We start from the raw sequence: 14,750 nt of genomic DNA on the forward strand, positions 1-14,750 counted from the left end.
TGGAGAGATCTTGCAACTTATGTTTGTGGTAAATCGGAATTAAAACCTGTCGTATCAATCGGTTGTATGCAAAATTTGGTGTGCGTCGGACGTTTCGATTCTAGGAATTTATCCCCCTACCTCCCCGCCGGGCGACCATTCCGCTCCACAGGGGAGAATGGATCATGCGGGCAGCAGCCGGGGTGCGGTCGGAGCGGGTTTACGCCTTCACATGCGAGGATCCGGAAGCGCAGGTCCGGCGTCATATGGTGGGGCTCGCCGTCGCCTATGGCGCGCCGGCGGCCCTGGCGCGGGCGTTGCGCCTGGCGCGCAAGGCGGCGTTCAGGGGCGGCATCGGCTACGATCCGGCGCGCCATGCCGCGCTGGTCCGGCTGGCTCGGACCCGGGCGAGTCGCCTCCGCGAGGGCCAGGCCTTATGACAGCTGCGCCCCGGCAGGGCCGGGGCGCAGGAACTTGAGGGTATCCTCGGGCGAAAGAGCCGTAGCTCTCTGTCAGAGGCCTTCGAACAGGGCTGTCGAGAGGTAGCGTTCCGCGAAGGACGGCACGATCACCACGATGGACTTGCCCGCCATGTCGTCGCGCACCGCGATCTCCAGCGCCGCCGCCACGGCCGCGCCGGAGGAGATGCCGCCGGGGATGCCCTCGTAGCGGGCCAGCGCCCGGGCGGTGTCGAATGCGGTCTGGTTGCCCACCGTCACCACCTCGTCGATGATGGAGCGGTCGAGCACCTCGGGCACGAAGCCGGCGCCGATGCCCTGGATCTTGTGGGGACCGGGGGAGCCGCCGGACAGCACCGGGGAATCCTCGGGCTCCACCGCGATCATCTTGAGCGAGGCCTTGCGCGGCTTCAGCACCTGGCCGATGCCGGTGATGGTGCCGCCGGTGCCGACGCCGGACACCACCGCGTCCACCTTGCCGTCGGTGTCGTTCCAGATTTCCTCCGCCGTGGTGCGGCGGTGGATGTCCGGGTTGGCCTTGTTCTTGAACTGCTGGGGCATCACCGCCTTGGGCAGTTCGGCGATGAGCTGCTCGGCGCGGGCGACGGCGCCCTTCATGCCCAGGTTCGCCGGGGTCAGCACCAGCTCGGCGCCGAGAATGGCGAGCATCTTGCGGCGTTCCACCGACATGCTCTCGGGCATCACCAGGATCAGGCGGTAGCCGCGGGCCGCTGCCACGAAGGCCAGCGCGATGCCGGTGTTGCCGGAGGTGGGCTCCACCAGCACGGTGTCCTGGTCCAGCACGCCCGCCGCCTCCATCGCCTCGATCATGGCGACGCCGATGCGGTCCTTGACGCTGGCGATGGGATTGAAGAATTCGAGCTTGGCCAGAATCTCGGCCTTGGCCCCGCGCAGTTCGGCGAGGCGCTTCAGCCGCACCAGCGGCGTGTTGCCGATGGTCTCGGTGATGGAATCATAGACGCGGCCGCGCCCCAGGCGAGGCTGGGCGGCGGGCACGATCTTGGCGGCAGGTCCTGCCATGGGCGATCTCCTTGGAAAATTGGTCGCCGGCACGCGGGGAGCGTACCTCTCAAATGGCGAAATCGATCCTCTCGTGCTCCGAACCGTGGCCCTTGCCATCGGCACTGCGGCAGAGGTCCTCGAGCGTCACCGCGTCGAGCGCAGTGTCGAACGTATCCTCGGCCGCGGCAACAGCGGGCTGGACCACCTCGGTCACCAGCGGGGGCAGGATGATTTCCTTCTCCTCCTCCGCCCCCTCGACGACCCGGACGATCTCGGCGACGGAGACGCGCCGGCGTTCACGCGCCAGCTCGTAGCCGCCGCGGGGGCCACGCACCCCCTTCAGCACGCCGGCATGTACCAGCGCCTGGAGCACGGGTTCAAGCCGGCGGGGCGGAAGGCCGTGCCGGGCTGCGAGGGCCTTGGCCGCTACCGGAGCGCCGCGCGCGTGCACGGCCACATCCACGACGGCTGCAATGGCGAGGAGGCTTTTGTCGGATAAACGCGGCATCAGTCTGTAGCTACTTCTTCAAAAACGTAGCTCCGAAGCCGGTTGAACCAAAACCACCGGAGCCGCGTGCAGTTTCACTCAAATCTCCGGATTCTTCCAGCATTATTTGGGTGACCGGGGCAACCACCATCTGGGCGATGCGCATGCCCCGCGTCACGATGAACGGCTCGGGCCCGTGATTGATGAGCAGGACCATCAGCTCGCCGCGATAATCCCAGTCGATGGTGCCGGGCGTATTCAGCACGCTCACGCCGTGCTTGCGGGCAAGGCCCGAGCGGGGACGCACCTGGGCCTCGAAGCCCTCCGGCAAAGCGATGGCGAAGCCGGTGGGAACCGCGGCGAACGCCCCGGGCAGGAGGATGAGGGGGGTCTCCTCCGGCAGGGCGCTGGAGAGATCGAGGCCGGCCGCGCCTTCGGTGGCATAGGCGGGCAGGGGCAGGCCTTCGCCATGGGGCAGGCGCTGGATGCGCACGGCAGGGCGGGGTGTCTGCACGCGGCTCATCGGGCCTCTCCCGCAAGTTCTGCGGCCATCCGCGCCACCAGGTGGCGGGCGACTTCGGCCTTGGAGGCGGAGGGCCAGTCCTCCACCCCGCTGGCGGTCACAAGATGCACGGTGTTCACATCCCCTCCCATGATGCCGGTCTCCGGCGAGACGTCGTTGGCGACGATCCAGTCGCAGCCCTTGCGCAGGCGCTTGTCGCGGGCATGGGCCACCACCTCCTGGGTCTCGGCCGCGAACCCCACCACCAGGCGCGGCCGCAGGGTGCCGTGGCGCGCAATGGTGGCGAGGATGTCGGGATTCTCCACCAGGGTCAGGGCCGGGGCGCCGCCGCCGGTCTTCTTGATCTTCTGGTCGGACGCGTCGGCCACGCGCCAGTCGGCCACGGCGGCGGCGAACACGGCGGCATCCACCGGCAGGCTCTCCTCCACGGCGGCCAGCATCTGCTGCGCCGTCTCAACATGGATCACCTTGACCCCCTTGGGATCGGCGACCTCGGCGGGGCCGGACACCAGGACCACCTCGGCGCCCGCCGCCCGGGCCGCCGAGGCGATGGCGTGGCCCTGCTTGCCCGAGGAGCGGTTGGCGATGTAGCGCACCGGGTCGATGGGCTCGTGAGTCGGCCCGGAGGTGACGAGGATGCGCCGCCCCTTGAGCAGGGGCGCCTCCGCAATCCCGAAATGGGCCTCGATGGCGCCGAGGATCTCCATGGGCTCGGCCATGCGGCCTTCCCCGAATTCGTCGCGCTCGGCCATGGCGCCCGCGTTGGGGCCCACCATGGCGATGCCGTCGGCGCGCAACTGCGCCACGTTGCGCCGGGTGGCGGGGTGCGCCCACATGCGCGGGTTCATGGCGGGGGCGACCAGCACCGGCTTGTCGGTGGCGAGCAGCGCGGTGGTGGCGAGATCGTCGGCGATGCCGTGGGCCATCTTGGCCAGCAAGTCCGCCGTTGCGGGCGCGACCACCACGAGATCCGCCTCCCGCGACAGGCGGATGTGGCCGATGTCGTGCTCGGCGGTGAGGTCGAACAGGTCGGTGAAGACGCGCTCGCCGGTGATGGCGCCCACGGACAAAGGCGTGACGAACTGGCCGGCCGCCCGCGTCATGACCGCCCGCACCCGTGCGCCGCGATCCTTAAGGCGGCGGACCAGCTCCAGGCACTTGTAGGCGGCGATCCCGCCGCCGATCAGGAGGAGGATGCGTTTATCGTTAAGCATCGGTGGCTCCCGCTCGGCCTGCGGTCAGGCGGTGGCGCCGGGCGCCGCTGCCGACCTTGCATCGTCATGAACGCCATATAGACCGGGCCGCCGCGCGAGGCGAGCCGGCGCAGAATGGAGTGGCCGCGCATTTGTGCAACCCAGCCGAGCAGTTGGGGTTCATTGGGACAACGGGCCGGCAGGATTGTGGCGAAAGCGTTTCCCGCGCTCTAGGATCACCTCCATGAGGGGCACTTCTCGCCACAACGGACGGCCAGAGCCGAGCGCGAGCGCGAACGATCTGCGACTGACCGCCATCGGCGGGGAGTTCGCCGATCCCGCGCTGGAGGCGGCATTCCGCGAAAGCCGCCTGGGCGAGGCGCGCCGGCAGGCCCGCATCCTGTTTGCGGCCTCGGTCATCCTCAATGCGCTGTTCCTTCTCAGCGACTGGCGCTTTGCGGGAACGGCGCATTTCGCGGTGGCGGTGTCGGCGCGATTCGTCGTGATCGGGCTGTCGCTCCTGTGCCTCGGCGCGATCCACCTGGCGAACACCCCCCGACGCGCCGACCTGATCTACGCCATCTGGCAATGGGGCACGGCGAGCGCGGTGGCGGTGCTGGTGACCTCGCAGAGCCAGCTGGCGCTGCTGGTGGTCATGCTGCTGCCCACCATTTTCTATCTGGCGGTGCCCATCTCCTTCTCCTGGCTGTTGGCCGGCGGTGTCGGCAGCAGTCTCCTGCTGTTCTACGGCTATGCCGACATGTCCATCGGCTGGCAGGTGGGATTCGGGCTGGCGCTTGCGGTAGCCTCGCTGAACATCGCACTGATGATCGTGGTCTCGCGGACCAACCGCATGGAACGGCAGTTCTGGGCGGCGGCGGGCGAAGCCCAGAGCGCGAACGAGCGGCTGCGCGTCAGCGAGGACACGCTGGAGAAAACGTTCCAGGCGGTGCCGCTGCCCCTCGTGGTCGCGCGGCTCGACGACGGGCGGCACGTCAAGTCCAACGCGGCGGCCCGGCGCTTCTATGGCGGGTCGCTGGACGCGCTGACCGGCGGCCTGTGCGATGGCTGCCTTGCGCCCGATGCCGCCGGCGATTTCATGGGGCGCCTGCGCTCCGAAGGCGCGGTGACCGGTTTCGAGACCACGGTCTCGGTGAGCGGGGGCGAGGAGCGGCGGGTGGTGCTGGCGGCCGCGGCCATCCCCATGGAGCCAGCGCCGCACCTGGTGGCGGCGCTGGTGGACGTGACCGAGCGGCGCGTCGCCGAGGACCAGGCGCTTTACGCGGCGACCCACGACGCGCTCACCGGCCTGCCCAATCGTGCCGCATTCCAGGATCGTCTCGGCGCGGCGCTCGAGGCGCGCCGACCGGGGCAGGGGATCTGCCTGCTGCTGATCGATCTCGACGGCCTGAAGGATGTCAACGACACCCTCGGCCACGACGCCGGCGATGCGGCGCTGATGGAAACCGCCCACCGGCTGGATGCCCTGCTGGAGCCGGACGGCCTGCTGGCCCGGCTGGGCGGGGACGAGTTCGTGGCGGTGGTGAAGGGGGCGGCGCCGGTCGCCGCCGGCCAACGGCTTGCACACGCCATTCTCGCCGAATTGCGCCGGCCGGTGCTGCACGCCGGGCGCCATTTCGCCACCCGGGCCAGCATCGGGCTCGCCGCCTGCCCGGACCACGATTGCAGCTATGGCGAGCTGATGAAGGACGCCGACCTCGCCCTTTATGCCGCCAAGCAGCAGGGCCGCAACCGCACGGTGGTCTATGCCCCGGCCATGCGGCAGGCGGTGCTGGAGCGGGTGGCGCTCAACCGCGCCATGCGGGCCGCCCTCGCCGAGGACGAGATCATTCCCTACTACCAGCCCAAGGTGTCGCTGGTGACCGGGCGCATCGAGGGGCTGGAAGCGCTGGTGCGCTGGCGGCGCTCGCCGCACAGCGTGCTGTCGCCGGGCTCGTTCGAGGCCGCGCTCACCGATCCGGAGCTGGCCGTCCTCATCGGCGAGCGCATGGTGCGGCGGGTGTCGACCGACGTGCGCGGCTGGATCGAGGCGGGCCATCCGTGCGGGCGCATCGCCATCAACCTGGCGCCGGCCCAGTTCGCCGGGGGGGATCTGGCGGCCACGCTGCTGCGCCAGTTCCACGCGGCGGGCGTGGAGCCGACCCATTTCGACGTGGAGATCACCGAGACGGTCTTCCTCGGCCGCAGCTCCGACCACGTGGCACCCATCCTCGACGAGCTTTACCGGGCGGGGGTGCGCATCGCCCTCGACGATTTCGGCACCGGCTATGCGGGCCTCATCCACCTGAAGCAGCTGCCCATCGACACCATCAAGATCGACCAGAGCTTCGTGAAAGACATCGAGCGCGACGCCTTCGACACCGCCATCGTCTGCGCGGTGATCGACCTTGGCCGCAACCTCGGCATGCGGGTGGTGGCCGAGGGGCTGGAAACCGCCGGGCAGGCGCGGTTTCTCAAGGACAAGCGCTGCGAGCTGGCGCAGGGCTTCTTCTTCTTCCGTCCCCTCGACGGGGCTGAGATGACGGAGCTGCTGCGCAACGAAGGCGAGGAGGCCGCCGCAGCGCGCCTCGCCACCTTCGAGACCAGCTGACTTCAAGACTGCCTGACTTCAAGCCCACCTGACTTCGAGCCCGGACAAGGCCGCGCGGCGGTGGGTTCTTTACATCAGGCCTCACAGATCGCTTTGGTGCGCTGCAGCGCCGCAGGGTGAGGAAAGTTGCGGCAAATGCGACGTGGCGGCTTTCGCAGTGCGAAATCTTTTTGCCGACACATGTGCTGAACCGTCAATTTTCGAACAATTGTCGGCTCGTGTCGGGCCGGATGATGGCGCTGTTTGGCGCGAAAACGGACACTGATCAAAAGGTGCTCAAAACGGTGGCAACTTTTGCCCTTACCTTGGGCACGACATGAGAATGAAACTAAATCAAAGTGTCGCTAATCATACAAAAAAGTTGGGATGGGAGCCTGAGGTGACGGAGACAGCACCATGGTTCATCAAGAAGCGTTGCAAGTCGAGCGCGAGCAGCCCCGGGCTCATGTACCCCTCGTATCCCTGAGCGATGTGGCGCTCACCGGGATCTACGAGATCTCGAAGATTCTGACGGCGCCGAACCGGCTCGAAACCACGTTGTCGAGCGTGGTCAGCCTGCTTTCGTCCTTCATGCAGATGCGCCACGGCGTCATCTCGCTGCTGGAAGACGACGGAATTCCCAACATCACCGTGGGCGCCGGCTGGAACGAGGGCACCGATGCGCGCTACCGCGCACGCCTGCCCGAAAAGGCCATCGGCCAGGTGATTGCCACCGCCGTGCCGCTGATCGCGGAGAACGTCGCCTCCCATCCCGCCTTCGCCCCTGCCGATGTGGTGGCGCTGGGTGCCAGCGAGGAGACGCGTGTCTCCTGGATCGGCGTTCCGCTGCGGGTCGGCTCGCGCGTCATCGGCACCCTCACCATCGACCGGGTGTGGGACGGCCGCTCCGTCTTCCGCCTCGATTCCGACGTGCGCTTCCTGACCATGGTGGCGAACCTCATCGGCCAGACCGTGCAGCTGCATCGCGTCGTCTCCCGCGATCGCGAGCGCCTGATGGCCGAGAGCGGGCGCCTGCAGAAGGAATTGTCCGAGCTGAAGCCCCACACGGGCAGAAGCGAGCGCAAGCGCGTCTATGTGGACGGCATCATCGGCGAGAGCCGCGAGATTCGCGCGCTGCTCGACAAGATCATGATCGTCGCCAAGTCCCATTCGCCCGTGCTGCTGCGCGGCGAGAGCGGCACCGGCAAGGAACTGATCGCCAAGGCGATCCACGAGCTGTCGCCACGGGCCAAGGGCCCCTTCATCAAGCTGAACTGCGCGGCGCTGCCGGAATCGGTGCTCGAATCCGAACTGTTCGGCCATGAGAAGGGCGCCTTCACCGGCGCCGTGGGCGCCCGCAAGGGCCGATTCGAGCTGGCGGACAAGGGCACGCTCTTCCTCGACGAGATCGGCGAGATTTCGCCCTCGTTCCAGGCCAAGCTGCTTCGCGTGCTGCAGGAGCAGGAGTTCGAGCGGGTCGGCGGTTCCCACACGCTGAAGGTGAACGTGCGCGTCGTCGCCGCCACCAACCGCAACCTTGAGGAAGCGGTGGCGAAGAACGAGTTCCGCGCCGATCTCTACTACCGCATCAGCGTCATCCCGGTCATCGTGCCGTCCCTGCGCGACCGCCGTGTAGACATTCCGCTTCTGGCCAACGAGTTCCTCGAGCGCTTCAACCGCGAGAACGGCCGCGACCTGGCATTCAATCCCGACGCCATGGAAGTCCTCATGGGCTGCGGCTTCCCCGGCAACGTGCGCGAGCTTGAGAACTGCGTGCAGCGCACCGCCACACTCGCCCAGGGCGGCGCCATCGTCAGCGACGACTTCGCCTGCAAGCACAACGAGTGTCTGTCGGCCCTGCTGTGGCGCAGCCCGGCCGAGGCGGCGACGCGCCGGCCCATGGAGATCCCGCTGCCGGTGATGCCGTCGGTGGTCACGCCCATCGGCGCCGAGCCGGCCAATTCCAACACCGTCACCAAGCTGCCTCTGCCGATGGCGGCGCCGCAGCCCCTGTCGCCGGCCGCAGCTCCGGCGGTGGTGCCGGCGCGGCCGACCGCGCTGGACGAGGAATTGTCGGAGCGCGAGCGGCTGGTGGACGCCATGGAGCGGGCCGGCTGGGTGCAGGCGAAAGCCGCGCGCCTGCTCGGCCTCACCCCTCGCCAGATCGGCTATGCGCTGAAGAAGCACGACATCGAGATCAAGCGCTTCTGACGCCTTCGCACCATCGTCCGGATCCGGCCGCGCCTTCGGGTGTTCGGCCTTGAGCCCGAAGTCGGCCCTGGCCGCCTTCGGGCTCAAGCGTTTTGGGGCAAGCGTGCTCCTGCGCCTCCACCCCCATTACCGCCACCTCGTGATCGCGGGCTCGTGTGGCCGGGCGGGGTGCCGGCATTGTCGGCCGTGGATGCCTGGAAGGCGCCTTACCCCGTCTCCGCACGGCTTCCGATGCCGACAGGCGCGCTGTCGCACTTGCGACACGTTGTCGGGGGAGCGACAGCGCTCTGTTCTCAAGGGCCAAAGAATATTTATAATAATTCAATGGGTTAGACGATGGCACGGTGCTTGAAAGAGAGCCTTGCCTGCCAATCTGCACAGAGCGGAGCTAGCCCATGGCCTACAAGATTATTGCGTCTCAGTGCACCGTCTGCGGCGCTTGCGAGTTCGAGTGCCCGAACGCCGCGATCAGCCTGAAGAACGATATGTACATCATCAATCCCAAGAAGTGCACCGAATGCGAGGGCAGCTTCGAGACCCCGCAGTGCGCGGTGGTGTGCCCGGTGGAAAACACCTGCGTCCCGGCCTGATGGCCTGAGCGGCGGGTGGCCCGCATGGCGTCCATGGGCGCATCTGCGGGCCGGTCACCGCGCAGTATCTTCGCCGGGACGCATGCGATGCGTGCTCTCCGGTGGCAAAGAGTGGCGGGCGGCGGATCGCAGATCCCCACCCGCACGGTTCCGGGGCCTGATGCACCAAGTCGGTGCCGGGCCGCCCGGTTTTCGGGCGAAAGCGTTTCAGGCGAAGTCATTTCAAGGCCCCTGGCGGGCTTCATGTGCGGTGTGCTGCGCCCGGTAACGTGAGCGCGCCGCCGCTGGCAAGTTGGACGGAGGGACATATGGCGGCCGTACAGGACACAGTCGAACAGGTTCGCTCCATCGACGTCGACCAGTACAAATACGGATTCGAGACCCTGATCGAATCCGAAAAGGCGCCGAAAGGCCTTTCGGAGGAGGTGATTCGCTACATCTCCGCCAAGAAGGAAGAGCCGGAATGGATGCTGCAGTGGCGGCTTGACGCCTATGCGCGATGGCTGACCATGCAGGAGCCCGAATGGGCGCGGGTCGACTATCCGGCGATCGATTACCAGGACCTCTATTATTATTCCCAGCCCAAGCAGTTCAAGGCGCCCAAGTCCCTGGACGAGGTCGATCCGGAGATCCTGAAGACCTACGCCAAGCTCGGCATCCCGCTGCGTGAGCAGGAGATCCTGGCCGGCGTGGAGATCCCCGAGGGCGAGCGTCCCAAGATCGCGGTGGACGCGGTGTTCGACAGCGTCTCCGTGGCCACCACCTTCAAGGAAGAGCTGAAGGCCGCGGGCGTTATCTTCATGCCGATCTCCGAGGCGCTGCGCGAGCATCCCGACCTCGTGAAGCAGTATCTCGGCTCCGTGGTGCCGCCGACCGACAATTATTTCGCGACGCTGAACCAGGCGGTGTTCTCCGACGGCTCGTTCGTGTACATCCCGCCGGGCGTGCGGTGCCCCATGGAGTTGTCCACTTACTTCCGCATCAACGAGAAGAATACCGGCCAGTTCGAGCGCACCCTGATCATCGCCGACAAGGGCTCCTACGTGTCGTATCTGGAGGGCTGCACCGCCCCCATGCGCGACGAGAACCAGCTGCACGCCGCTGTGGTGGAGCTGGTGGTGCTCGACGATGCCGAGATCAAGTATTCGACGGTGCAGAACTGGTACCCCGGCGATGCCGACGGCAAGGGTGGCATCTACAATTTCGTGACCAAGCGCGGCGACTGCCGCGGCAAGAATTCCAAGATTTCCTGGACCCAGGTGGAGACCGGCTCTGCCATCACCTGGAAGTATCCCAGCTGCGTGCTGCGCGGGGAGGGCTCCTCCGGCGAGTTCTACTCCATCGCCATCTCCAATGGCCGCCAGCAGGTGGATTCGGGCACCAAGATGATCCATCTGGGCAAGAACACCACCAGCCGGATCATCTCCAAGGGAATTTCGGCGGGCCGTTCCAACAACACCTATCGCGGCCTCGTCTCCGCCCACCGCAAGGCCGCCGGCGCGCGCAACTTCACCAACTGCGATTCGCTGCTCATCGGCGATAATTGCGGTGCGCACACCGTGCCCTACATCGAGGCGAAGAACCCCACCGCCCAGTTCGAGCACGAGGCCACCACCTCGAAGATCTCCGAGGACATGCTGTTCTACTGCATGCAGCGCGGCCTGACCCAGGAAGACGCGGTCGCCCTCGTGGTCAACGGCTTCGTACGCGACGTGCTCCAGCAACTGCCCATGGAGTTCGCCGTGGAAGCGCAGAAGCTCATTTCCATCAGTCTCGAAGGCAGCGTCGGCTGACGCCACGTCTTCGATCGTCAAAAAACGCCGGGCCCCACACATCAAAGGATCTTCACCATGGCTCCCCTTCTGGAAATCAAGGACCTCCATGCCGAGATCTCGGGGGGACGCAAGATCATCGACGGCATGAACCTCACCATCAATCCGGGCGAGGTTCACGCCATCATGGGGCCGAACGGCGCCGGCAAGTCCACCCTGTCCTACGTGCTGTCGGGCAAGCCGGGCTATGAGATCACCGCCGGCGAGGTGATCTTCCGCGGCGTGAACCTGCTGGAGCTGTCCCCCGACGAGCGCGCGGCGCAGGGCCTGTTCCTTTGCTTCCAGTATCCGCTGGAAATCCCGGGCGTCTCCAACATGGCGTTCCTGCACACGGCGGTGAACAGCCAGCGCCGCAAGCGCGGCGAGACCGAGCTGACCTCGCCGGAGCTGGTGCGCAAGGTGCGCGAGCTGGGCCAGACGCTGGGCATCAATGCAGAGATGCTGAAGCGCCCGGTGAACGTGGGCTTCTCCGGCGGCGAGAAGAAACGCAACGAGACGCTCCAGATGGCGCTGCTCGAGCCCTATCTGTGCGTGCTGGACGAGGCGGATTCCGGCCTCGACATCGATGCGCTGAAGGTGGTGTCCAACGGCGTGAACGCGCTGCGCTCCCCCGAGCGCTCCATGCTGGTGATCACCCACTACCAGCGCCTGCTCGACTATATCGTCCCGGACGTAGTCCACGTCTTCGCCGCCGGCCGCATCGTGCACACGGGCGGCAAGGAACTGGCGCTGGAGCTGGAAGCCACCGGCTACGCCCAGTACCAGAACGAGGCAGCGTGATCCCATGGCCGCCCCGACCTCTGCCCAGATCCGACCCATGAAGACCAGCGCCGAGCTGGCGCTGGCCGAAACCTTCGCCGCCGCGCGCACCGCGCTTCCGGGCGGCCCGGACGTGGCGGCCCAGCGCGCCGCCGCCTTCGGCACCTTCGCCGATGCGGGCCTGCCCCACCGGCGGGTGGAAGCCTGGCGCTATACGGACCTGCGCGCCTTGATGCGCGAGGCGCGCCCCCTCGCAGCTCCGCCGGATGCGGAGGCCAAGGCCCGGGCCGCCACGGCCGGCGCCATGCTGGCGGGCCTCGGCTTCCGCCGCCTGGTCCTGGTCAACGGCGCCTTCGTGCCCGAGCTGTCGGACCTCGCCGGCCTCGAAGCCGGCCTCTCCATCCGCTCCATGGCCGATGCGCTGACGAATGGCGATGCGCTCATTGCCCAACTCGGCCAGACGGTGCCGTCGTCGGACGTGGTTCTGGCGCTGAACACGGCCCTCATGGGCGACGGCGTGGTGCTGCACGTGGCGACTGGCGCGGTCATCGAGCGTCCGGTGGAGCTGGTCTTCGTGACCACCGAGGCGACCCCGGTGTCCATGTTCACCCGCTCCCTTGTGGTGGTGGAGGAGGGGGCCTCCCTCTCCCTTATCGAGAGCCATGAGGGCCCCTCTGGCGTCGCCTACCAGGTCAACACCGCGCTGGAGCTGGTGGTGGGCGCCGGCGCCAACGTGGAGCGGGTGAAGATCACGGCGGAAGGCGCAGACGCGGTGCATCTTGCCACCCTCCTCGCGCGCATCGATGCGACCGCCACGTTCGCCAACACCTTCTTCACCACCGGCGGCCTGGTGGTACGCAACCAGCTCCTCGGGCACCTCGCCGGCGAGGCGATCCACGCCCGCATGAACGGGGTGAGCCTTTTGTCCGGCAAGCAGCATGCGGACACCCTGCTGTCGGTGGACCATGCGGCGCCTGCCGGCGAAAGCCGGGAATCCTTCCGCGCCGTGCTCGATGGCACCGCGCAGGACATCTTCCAGGGCAAGATCGCTGTGCGCCAGGCGGCGCAGAAGACCGACGCCCGCATGCTCAGCCGCGCGCTGCTGCTGACCGAGACGGCGGAAGCCTGCGCCAAGCCGGAGCTGGAGATCTTCGCCGACGACGTGCAGTGCGGCCACGGCTGCACCACCGGCACGCTGGATCAGCAGCTGAAATTCTACCTCATGTCCCGCGGCATTCCCGCGAAGGAGGCGGAAGCGCTGCTGATCCAGGCCTTTGTGGGCGAGGTGCTCGACGCCATCGGCAACGAGGGCGTGCGCGCGGCGCTGACGGATGCGACCCAGGCCTGGCTCCTGGGTCGGGAGTGAATGATGCTTCCCCTTCCCGCTCCGCACCCCGCCGTTTCCAACGGCAGCTACGATGTCCTGCGCGTGCGCGAGGACTTTCCCATCCTCGACCTGAAGGTCAACGGCAAGCCGCTGGTCTATCTGGACAATGGCGCCTCGGCCCAGAAACCTCGCCAAGTCCTGGACCGCATCCAGCAGGTCTACACCTCCGAATATGCCAACGTGCATCGCGGCCTGCATTACCTCGCCAATGCGGCCACCGAGGCCTATGAGGGCGGGCGCGCCCGGGTCCAGCGCTTTCTCAACGCCGCGCGTCCAGAGGAGATCGTCTTCACCCGCAGCGCGACGGAGGCGATCAATCTCGTCGCCGCCACCTTCGGCAAGACCCGCATCAAGCCAGGCGACGAGATCGTGCTCTCCATCATGGAGCACCACGCCAACATCGTGCCCTGGCACTTCCTGCGGGAGAGTCACGGCGCGGTGATCAAGTGGGCGCCGGTGGACGAGGAAGGCAACTTCCTCATGGACGAGTTCGAGGCCCTGCTCACCGAGCGGACCAAGATGGTGGCCATCACCCAGATGTCCAACGTGCTTGGTACTACCGTTCCGGTGAAGGAGGTGGTGAAGATCGCCCACGCCCGCGGCATTCCGGTGCTGGTGGACGGCTCCCAGGGCGCGGTCCATCTCGACGTGGACGTGCAGGATCTCGATTGCGACTTCTACATCATCACCGGCCACAAGCTGTATGGGCCCACCGGCATCGGCGCGCTCTACGGCAAGTATGAGCATCTGGAGGCCATGCCGCCCTTCAACGGCGGCGGCGAGATGATCCGCGAAGTGCGGCAGGAAACCGTCACCTATGGCGATCCGCCCCACCGCTTCGAGGCGGGCACGCCGGCCATCGTGCAGGCGGCGGGCCTCGGTGCCGCGCTGGACTATATCGAGTCCATCGGCAAGGCCCGCATCCGGGCCCATGAGGCGGAACTCACCCGCTATGCGCAGGAGCGGCTCGGCGAGCTGAATTCCGTGCGCATCATTGGCACGGCCAAGGACAAGGGCGCTATCATCTCGTTCGAGATCAAGGGCGCGCACGCCCACGATTTCGCGACGCTGATCGACAATGACGGCATCGCCGTGCGCGCCGGAACCCATTGCGCCATGCCGCTGCTGGAGCGCTTCGGGGTCTCGGCCACGTGTCGCGCTTCCTTCGGTCTCTACAATACCCGCGAGGAAGTGGACCGTTTTGTCGCCGCCCTCTCGAAGGCGCAGGAGCTGATCGGCTGAGGCCGGCACACACTGCGTTTCCCCCGGACCGGGCGGTGTCATCAGCCCGGTCCGCATTTTCCCCAGTGCTTCTGCGCTTCCCCTCTTTCCGTTCGGGTCCTGACGAATCTTCGTCACGCGGCACACCGCGGCCAGCCCTGCCCACGCCCGGCGCGACATGCGCCCCCAGGCCCGAACCCATCCCTGTTCGAAACACATCCTTGGCGTCCGTCTCCCGACAGGAAGGACCCATGTCCGGCCGCCCCTACTTGGGGTTCGTGACCGTGTCGGCGGGGCACGTCGAACTTGCGACACGGCCCCCCTATCCGTCGCCTGTGTCGGCTTCCGCTCAGGCTCGGACGGTCTGCCGGCAGTGTCCTGTTTCAAACAGCCCTAAACTGGCGTGTCGGCCGAAATCACCGTGTGTCGGGTTCTGAACACGGGCGCAAGTGCCGGTAGTCATTCAATAAATGTCTGTTTTCAAAGGCATTTTTGCA

At 67.0% G+C, this 14,750-nt stretch carries 12 protein-coding genes; 8 read left to right on the forward strand and 4 right to left on the reverse strand.

The window, feature by feature from the left end:
• Nucleotides 1-164: 164 nt before the first annotated feature.
• Nucleotides 165-419, forward strand: a complete 255-nt coding sequence (locus FZ033_RS11285; protein ID WP_149576248.1) for a hypothetical protein — start codon at nt 165-167, stop codon at nt 417-419.
• A gap of 72 nt (nt 420-491) precedes the next feature.
• Here FZ033_RS11285 and cysK read toward each other — a convergent pair whose 3' ends face one another.
• The 4 genes from cysK to coaBC are packed head-to-tail and all read right to left on the reverse strand — an operon-like array spanning nt 492 to nt 3,684.
• Complete coding sequence (gene cysK, locus FZ033_RS11290; protein WP_149576249.1) at nt 492-1,478, reverse strand: cysteine synthase A; 987 nt, start codon at nt 1,476-1,478, stop codon at nt 492-494.
• A 49-nt stretch (nt 1,479-1,527) separates the two neighbouring features.
• Nucleotides 1,528-1,968, reverse strand: a complete 441-nt coding sequence (locus tag FZ033_RS11295) for an RrF2 family transcriptional regulator (RefSeq protein ID WP_011995755.1) — start codon at nt 1,966-1,968, stop codon at nt 1,528-1,530.
• A gap of 10 nt (nt 1,969-1,978) precedes the next feature.
• On the reverse strand, nt 1,979-2,470 hold the full coding sequence (gene dut / locus FZ033_RS11300) for a dUTP diphosphatase (protein WP_149576250.1): 492 nt from the start codon (nt 2,468-2,470) through the stop codon (nt 1,979-1,981).
• Nucleotides 2,467-3,684, reverse strand: coding sequence for a bifunctional phosphopantothenoylcysteine decarboxylase/phosphopantothenate--cysteine ligase CoaBC (gene coaBC, locus FZ033_RS11305; RefSeq protein WP_149576251.1), 1,218 nt, complete (start codon nt 3,682-3,684; stop codon nt 2,467-2,469). The genes dut and coaBC overlap by 4 nt, the downstream gene beginning before the upstream one ends.
• Before the next feature lie 223 nt (nt 3,685-3,907).
• Between coaBC and FZ033_RS11310 the strand changes: the two genes are divergently transcribed.
• The 7 genes from FZ033_RS11310 to FZ033_RS11340 all read left to right on the forward strand — a co-directional run bounded on the left by FZ033_RS11310 (nt 3,908) and on the right by FZ033_RS11340 (nt 14,274).
• A complete protein-coding gene (locus tag FZ033_RS11310) occupies nt 3,908-6,274 on the forward strand; it encodes a putative bifunctional diguanylate cyclase/phosphodiesterase (protein ID WP_149576252.1) in 2,367 nt (788 codons plus the stop codon).
• 396 nt (nt 6,275-6,670) lie between these two features.
• Nucleotides 6,671-8,464: a nif-specific transcriptional activator NifA gene (gene nifA / locus FZ033_RS11315; RefSeq protein ID WP_149576253.1), complete on the forward strand. Its 1,794-nt coding sequence runs from the start codon at nt 6,671-6,673 to the stop codon at nt 8,462-8,464.
• Between the two features lie 395 nt (nt 8,465-8,859).
• Complete coding sequence (locus FZ033_RS11320; protein ID WP_149576254.1) at nt 8,860-9,054, forward strand: 4Fe-4S binding protein; 195 nt, start codon at nt 8,860-8,862, stop codon at nt 9,052-9,054.
• Between the two features lie 308 nt (nt 9,055-9,362).
• Nucleotides 9,363-10,847, forward strand: coding sequence for a Fe-S cluster assembly protein SufB (gene sufB / locus FZ033_RS11325; protein WP_149576255.1), 1,485 nt, complete (start codon nt 9,363-9,365; stop codon nt 10,845-10,847).
• A 57-nt stretch (nt 10,848-10,904) separates the two neighbouring features.
• Entirely contained in the window at nt 10,905-11,666 is a 762-nt protein-coding gene (gene sufC, locus FZ033_RS11330) for a Fe-S cluster assembly ATPase SufC (protein WP_149576256.1), read from the forward strand.
• Nucleotides 11,667-11,703: 37 nt separating this feature from the next.
• Nucleotides 11,704-13,011 carry a Fe-S cluster assembly protein SufD gene (gene sufD, locus FZ033_RS11335; RefSeq protein ID WP_232847443.1) on the forward strand — a complete coding sequence of 436 codons (1,308 nt, stop codon included), beginning with the start codon at nt 11,704-11,706 and terminating at the stop codon, nt 13,009-13,011.
• Nucleotides 13,012-14,274, forward strand: coding sequence for a cysteine desulfurase (locus FZ033_RS11340; RefSeq protein WP_149576258.1), 1,263 nt, complete (start codon nt 13,012-13,014; stop codon nt 14,272-14,274).
• Nucleotides 14,275-14,750: the final 476 nt, after the last annotated feature.

This window comes from Xanthobacter oligotrophicus (assembly GCF_008364685.1).
In the GTDB taxonomy this organism is placed as follows: domain Bacteria; phylum Pseudomonadota; class Alphaproteobacteria; order Rhizobiales; family Xanthobacteraceae; genus Xanthobacter; species Xanthobacter oligotrophicus.

Bases quoted from the DNA above. Each gene is read 5' to 3' on its own strand.
- FZ033_RS11285 (WP_149576248.1), top strand. From the start codon at position 165: ATGCGGGCAGCAGCCGGGGTGCGGTCGGAGCGGGTTTACGCCTTCACA.
- cysK (WP_149576249.1), bottom strand. From the start codon at position 1,478: ATGGCAGGACCTGCCGCCAAGATCGTGCCCGCCGCCCAGCCTCGCCTG.
- FZ033_RS11295 (WP_011995755.1), bottom strand. From the start codon at position 1,968: ATGCCGCGTTTATCCGACAAAAGCCTCCTCGCCATTGCAGCCGTCGTG.
- dut (WP_149576250.1), bottom strand. From the start codon at position 2,470: ATGAGCCGCGTGCAGACACCCCGCCCTGCCGTGCGCATCCAGCGCCTG.
- coaBC (WP_149576251.1), bottom strand. From the start codon at position 3,684: ATGCTTAACGATAAACGCATCCTCCTCCTGATCGGCGGCGGGATCGCC.
- FZ033_RS11310 (WP_149576252.1), top strand. From the start codon at position 3,908: ATGAGGGGCACTTCTCGCCACAACGGACGGCCAGAGCCGAGCGCGAGC.
- nifA (WP_149576253.1), top strand. From the start codon at position 6,671: ATGGTTCATCAAGAAGCGTTGCAAGTCGAGCGCGAGCAGCCCCGGGCT.
- FZ033_RS11320 (WP_149576254.1), top strand. From the start codon at position 8,860: ATGGCCTACAAGATTATTGCGTCTCAGTGCACCGTCTGCGGCGCTTGC.
- sufB (WP_149576255.1), top strand. From the start codon at position 9,363: ATGGCGGCCGTACAGGACACAGTCGAACAGGTTCGCTCCATCGACGTC.
- sufC (WP_149576256.1), top strand. From the start codon at position 10,905: ATGGCTCCCCTTCTGGAAATCAAGGACCTCCATGCCGAGATCTCGGGG.
- sufD (WP_232847443.1), top strand. From the start codon at position 11,704: ATGAAGACCAGCGCCGAGCTGGCGCTGGCCGAAACCTTCGCCGCCGCG.
- FZ033_RS11340 (WP_149576258.1), top strand. From the start codon at position 13,012: ATGATGCTTCCCCTTCCCGCTCCGCACCCCGCCGTTTCCAACGGCAGC.